General features: G+C 62.5%; 4 protein-coding genes. 2 read left to right on the top strand and 2 right to left on the bottom strand.

Translation table 11 applies throughout. The annotated features are described in order from the left end of the window. Positions 1–342: 342 nt before the first annotated feature. The gene (ettA, locus tag ACT8II_RS07700; RefSeq protein ID WP_118653203.1) at positions 343–2,022 is read right to left on the bottom strand and encodes an energy-dependent translational throttle protein EttA; all 1,680 of its coding nucleotides are present in this window, start codon (positions 2,020–2,022) and stop codon (positions 343–345) included. Positions 2,023–2,179: 157 nt separating this feature from the next. Further along, a complete protein-coding gene (locus tag ACT8II_RS07695; RefSeq protein ID WP_118653201.1) occupies positions 2,180–3,484 on the bottom strand; it encodes an O-acetylhomoserine aminocarboxypropyltransferase/cysteine synthase family protein in 1,305 nt (434 codons plus the stop codon). Positions 3,485–3,904: 420 nt separating this feature from the next. Between ACT8II_RS07695 and ACT8II_RS07690 the strand changes: the two genes are divergently transcribed. Both ACT8II_RS07690 and ACT8II_RS07685 read left to right on the top strand, forming a co-directional pair. Beyond that, complete coding sequence (locus ACT8II_RS07690) at positions 3,905–4,723, top strand: tRNA threonylcarbamoyladenosine dehydratase (protein ID WP_294122899.1); 819 nt, start codon at positions 3,905–3,907, stop codon at positions 4,721–4,723. 47 nt (positions 4,724–4,770) lie between these two features. Further along, on the top strand, positions 4,771–5,604 hold the full coding sequence (locus ACT8II_RS07685; RefSeq protein ID WP_302741881.1) for a TatD family hydrolase: 834 nt from the start codon (positions 4,771–4,773) through the stop codon (positions 5,602–5,604). Positions 5,605–5,825: the final 221 nt, after the last annotated feature.

Genomic DNA, 5,825 nt, shown 5'->3' with positions numbered 1-5,825 from the left:
TCGTCTTCCCCTTGCGCGTTCAACATGCGAACAGCATCGAACCCATCGAGGTCACGCTCAAAAAACGCTCGGGCCCTGGCTTGCAGTGGGAGCTATTCGTCGTCAAGTAGGCCAAGCAACGCAGAGACGCGCATGCACCCCCTCCGAAAAATCGGGGGGTGCCAGGAGACGGTACGGCGACACGACCCCGCTCCCAACGCACTGCGGGCAGAATGTCGAAAAAAACGCGATTGAAACGCGTCAATTTCGACATTCTGCCCGCTTTGTCAAAAGATCGCCGCGTGCCAAAGGGTGCGCCAAAAGGGGTACGCCCCCTTTTGGCACGCGGCGATGCAAGTCAGTTTAGTCGCGCGTGAGCTTGCGGTGGACGCGGTGCGGCTTGGCGGCGTCCTCGCCCAGGCGGGCGACGCGGTTCTCCTGATACTGCTCGAAGTTGCCCTCGAACCAATACCAGTTGCCCGGGTTCTCGTCGGTGCCCTCCCACGCGAGGATGTGGGTGGCCACGCGGTCGAGGAACATACGGTCGTGGGAAATGACCACGGAGCAGCCGGGGAACTCCAGCAGCGCCGACTCGAGCGCGGAGAGGGTCTCCACGTCGAGGTCGTTGGTGGGCTCGTCGAGAAGCAGCAGGTTGCCGCCCTGCTTGAGGGTGAGCGCGAGGTTCAGGCGGTTGCGCTCGCCGCCGGAAAGCACACCGGCGCGCTTCTGCTGATCTTGGCCCTTGAAGCCGAAGCTCGCCACATAGGCGCGGCTCGGGACCTCGTTCTCGGCCACCTGCATGATGTCCAGACCGTCGGACACGACCTCCCACAGGGTCTTATCGGGGTCGATGCCACCGCGCATCTGGTCGACGTAGGAGATCTTGACGGTCTCGCCGATCTCGAGGCTGCCGCTCGTGAGCGGCTCCAGGCCCACGATGGTCTTGAACAGCGTGGTCTTGCCGACGCCGTTGGGGCCGATCACGCCCACGATGCCGTTGCGCGGCAGGGTGAAGGAAAGATCGTCGATGAGGACGCGGCCGTCGAATTCCTTATGCAGGTGCTCGGCCACCAGGACCTTGGAGCCCAGGCGCGGGCCCACGGGGATGCGAATGTCGGTGTAGTCGACCTTCTGGCTGGCGCGGGCTTCGGCCTCCATCTCCTCGTAGCGAGCCAGACGCGCCTTGTTCTTTGCCTGACGGGCCTTCGGGGACGAGCGGACCCAGTCGAGCTCTGCCGCGATGCGCTTGGCGAGGCGCTCCTCGCGCTGGCCCTGCGCCGCGGCGCGAGCTGCCTTGGTCTCCAGGTAGGTGGAGTAGTTGCCCTTGTAGGGGTAGAGGTGCCCGCGGTCGACCTCGCAGATCCACTCGGCCACGTGGTCGAGGAAGTAGCGGTCATGCGTGACGGCGAGCACGGCGCCGGGGTAGTTCTTGAGGAAGTGCTCGAGCCACAGGATGGACTCGGCGTCGAGGTGGTTGGTGGGCTCGTCGAGCAGCAGCAGGTCGGGTGCCTCGAGCAGGAGCTTGCACAGGGCCACGCGGCGACGCTCGCCACCGGAGAGGATGTTCACCGGCATGTCGGAATCGGGCAGCTGCAGCGCGTCCATGGCCTGGCCGAGCTTGGAGTCGATGTCCCAGCCGTCCGCGGCGTCGATCTCGTCCTGCAGGCGGCCCATCTCGGCCATCAGGGCGTCCATATCGCAATCCGGGTCGCACATCTCGACCGAGATCTGGTTGAAGCGCTCGACCTTGGCGACCATGTCGGCGAAGGCGAGGCGGACGTTCTCGATCACGGTCTTGTCCTCGTCCAGCGGGGGCTCCTGCTGGAGGATGCCCACGGTGTAACCGGGCGTGAGCTTGGCGTCGCCGTTGGAAACCTCCTCGATGCCCGCCATGATCTTGAGCAACGTGGACTTGCCCATGCCGTTGGGACCCACGACGCCGATCTTGGCGCCCGGATAGAAGGACAGGGTCACATCGTCGAGGATGACCTTGTCGCCATGCGCCTTGCGCGCCTGATACATCTGGTAGATGAACTCTGCCATGGACGGCTCCGTTTCCAAGGGTTTACGCGGTCTAACGTTCCCCATTGTCGCATGAAACCGAGAACTGCAGGAATTCTCGACGAATTGCGCAGCCAATCCACCCCGACACATTACCTCGATTTAGGGGCAGGCAGTTAATTGAGGTGTTAGCACACGCCTACAGTGCAGTAAAGGCTTGATCCAAGTCCCAGATGATGTCTTCGATGTCCTCCGTACCGATGGAAAGGCGAATGGTCGCGGGCGTGATGCCCTGGTCGGCGAGCTCCGCCTCGGTGAGCTGAGAGTGCGTGGTGGTGGCAGGGTGAATGACCAGGCTCTTCACGTCGGCGACATTGGCCAGCAGGCTGAACACCTGCAGATGGTCAATGAACTTCCACGCGGCGTCTTGGCCGCCCTTGATCTCGAAGGTGAAGATCGATGCGCCCCCGCGCGGGAAATAGCGCTTGTAGAGCTCGTGGTCAGAGTGATCGGGCAGGCTCGGGTGATTCACCTTGGCCACGTACGGGCTGGAGGCGAGGTATTCAACCACGCGCTTCGTGTTCTCAACGTGACGGTCGAGGCGCAACGAAAGTGTCTCGACACCCTGCAGCAGAATCCACGCGTTGAAGGGTGAGATGCAGGGGCCCTCATCGCGCAGGAGGACGGCGCGCACGTACGTGGCGAAGGCCGCGGCGCCAGCCGCGTCGGTGAATGCAACGCCGTGATAGCTCGGGTTGGCGGCGGCAATCTGCGGGAACTTACCGCCCACGGTCCAGTCGAAAGACCCGCCGTCGACGATGATGCCACCCAGGCTCGTCCCGTGACCGCCCAGGAACTTAGTCGCCGAATGCACCACGATATCGGCGCCGTGCTCGAGCGGACGGATGAGATAAGGCGTGCCGAACGTGTTGTCCACCACCACGGGCAACCCATGGGCATGGGCAAGCGCGGAGACGGCATCGATGTCGGGGATATCAGAGTTGGGGTTGCCAAGGGTCTCGAGATAGACGAGCGTAGTCTCAGGACGGATCGCCGCCTCGACCTCGGCCAGATCGTGGATATTCACGAACGTGGTCTCGACCCCAAAATCGGCGAGGGTGTGGGCCAACAGGTTGTATGTGCCGCCGTAGATGGTCTTCTGGGCAACCACGTGAGCCCCGGCGCGAGCAAGCGCCTGGACGGTGAGGGTGATCGCTGCCGCGCCCGACGCAACCGCAAGCGCCGCCACTCCACCTTCGAGTGCGGCGATGCGATCCTCCAGTACACCCTGGGTGGAGTTGGTCAGGCGCCCGTAGATGTTGCCGGCGTCGGCCAGCCCAAAGCGATCGGCGGCATGCTGGGAATTGCGGAACACGTAACTCGTCGTTTGATAAATTGGGACGGCGCGGGCGTCGGTCGCGGGGTCGGGACTCTCCTGTCCGACATGCAATTGCAGGGTGTCGAAGCCAAACTCGTGGTCGGGGTTCTTAGTAAAACGACTCATAACGTGCTCCTTGGGTTCTCGGCGAAAAACTACTCCTCGCAATCCCACTCACAGGTGCGACATTGCTTCCCGTTTTTTCCTATCTAATGGATGGGTTGCTGAATGCATCCTAGTGAGGTGCAGGACGGCCGTCAACCTGACCAAGCGTTCGTTTCGGTCGCATTTCCGTTTCGCTTCACCATGGTTTCAAGCTGTGGTCGTTCAAGCGCATGGGCCTCGAACGGCAGGTTGCGTGCGTCGCCGCATCAAAGAGCAACGGCGGCCTTGGAGCCGCAGCCCGCACGCGCTCCGGCGCCTCGCTGCGTGCGAGCGCCTCATATACGACCCGCCATCTCCTCGCTTCGACATTGCACCAAGCCGTGCGCGTCACGCTACAATATGAGGTCACCACGCATGCCTGCAATCTCCCAAGGAGCCCCGATGGAAACCATGAAGGACCGCCTGCGTATCATACTCGGCGATGAACGCCTCGCTCGCCTTGAAGGCGCCTGCGTCCTCGTGTTCGGCTGCGGTGGCGTTGGGTCGAGCTGCGTTGAGGCGCTCGCGCGCGGAGGTGTGGGTACCCTCCTCATCGTCGACAAGGATGTGGTCGCGCCCTCCAACATCAACCGTCAGGCCATTGCCTTCGAGAGTACGGTTGGTCAGCGCAAGGTCGACGTCATGGCCGCCATGATCGCAGATATCAGCCCGTCCTGCCGCGTCTTTGCCCATGACGCTTTCGTCCTTGCGGAGAACCTCGAAGACCTCTACGACATCTGCCTTACAGAGGCAGATGGGCATATTGACTACGTGGTCGATGCCATCGACACGGTGTCCACCAAGCTCGCCCTCGCCGCTCTCGCGCAAACGCGAGGCTTTGAACTCATCAGCTCCATGGGGGGCGCCAAGAAGATTCACCCCGAATGCCTGCGCATCGCCGACGTGCACAAGACGGTCAACTGCTCGCTGGCGCGCATCATGCGCAAGGAGTGCCGCAAGCGCGGCATCCGCCACCTGCGCGTGCTCTATTCCTGCGAAGAGCCGGTGCGCATCGCCGCCGCGCCCGGCGCCGCGCGCTCGGAGCGCACCGACTTGGGCACCGCGAGCTTCATGCCACCCATCATGGGTCAAATGATCGCCGGCGAGGTCCTACGACATATTTCGGGTCTTGGCACGGGCGACGACGTCTCCGCCGCACTCGCCATGCATGACGCTGCGCAAAAGGGCCGACTTGCTGGCAAACGGGGCGGACGCGCATGAGTGCGCGCGTACCGACTGAGTGTACACCGTGCTCGAAAAGGGTAGAAATGTCGAAAACTGAGCCCGATTCGGAGCGTTTTTTCGATAAAACTACCTTTCACGCAAGCTCGAACGGCCGTGAACATCGCCCTTGGAACCTCGTGGACATGCACTGCCACTTGGACCGCATGGCAAACGGCGCCGAGGTAGCATCCGAGCTCGAAAGCATGGGCATCGCCGCGTTCTGCACGACCGTAACGCCCGCAGATACGCTCGCCGCCCGAGAACAGTTCGCGCCGCGCCACAATATCCGCGTTGGCGCAGGTCTGCACCCCTGGTGGATCGACGAAGACCCCTTGATGGTCGAGCAGGCCGCAACTCTTGTCGCGGGCGATACATTCATCGGAGAGATCGGCCTTGACTTCTCCCCTTCCCATATAGGCACGCGCGCAGCCCAGCTCGCCGCCTTCGAACGCATCCTAGATGCATGCGGCGAAAGCCCGCTTGCAGGGCGCGTCGTGTCCATTCATGCCGTACGAGCGGCCTCCGAAGCCCTCGACGTCCTTGAACGTCACAGCTTTCCCCGCCTTGCCACCTGCATCTTCCATTGGTTCTCGGGAACCTCTGAGGACTTCATGCGCCTCCGCAAGCTCGGTTGCCACATCTCCGTCAACGAACGCATGCTCGCCACCAAGCGCGGACGGGAATACGCCCGGCAGATGCCCCTCGGTCGGCTGCACCTGGAGACGGACGCCCCGGCGCAGCCTGGATCCCCCTACTCCGCCGAGGAGCTCGAGTCCTCGCTGAACCGTACGCTTAACGCCCTCGCGCGCATTCGAGGCATCGAGCAGGGCGAACTCGCCGCGTACATGGCACAAACGAGCGCGGCGATTCTCGGATAATAACGCCACCAAGATTTGACGCACGGCACTCGTTTGCCCGCGCATACTCGCGTAAGCGATCCAAATGACGTCAACGGGATCTGGCTCTCGGTGCTTGCCATACTTCGACGCGCGAAGCGAGGGAGCATTCGACAAGTTCGATATCGAGCAGGAGCTGAGCCGTGTGATTTTGCGATTGTGGTCAAAATACCCAAATAGTGCGCAAATCAGAATGAATCTCT

This window comes from Collinsella sp. (assembly GCF_052346665.1).
Lineage (GTDB): Bacteria > Actinomycetota > Coriobacteriia > Coriobacteriales > Coriobacteriaceae > Collinsella.
The sequence above is the reverse complement of the archived record's forward strand: the minus strand, read 5'-3'. Positions and strand labels throughout refer to the sequence as shown.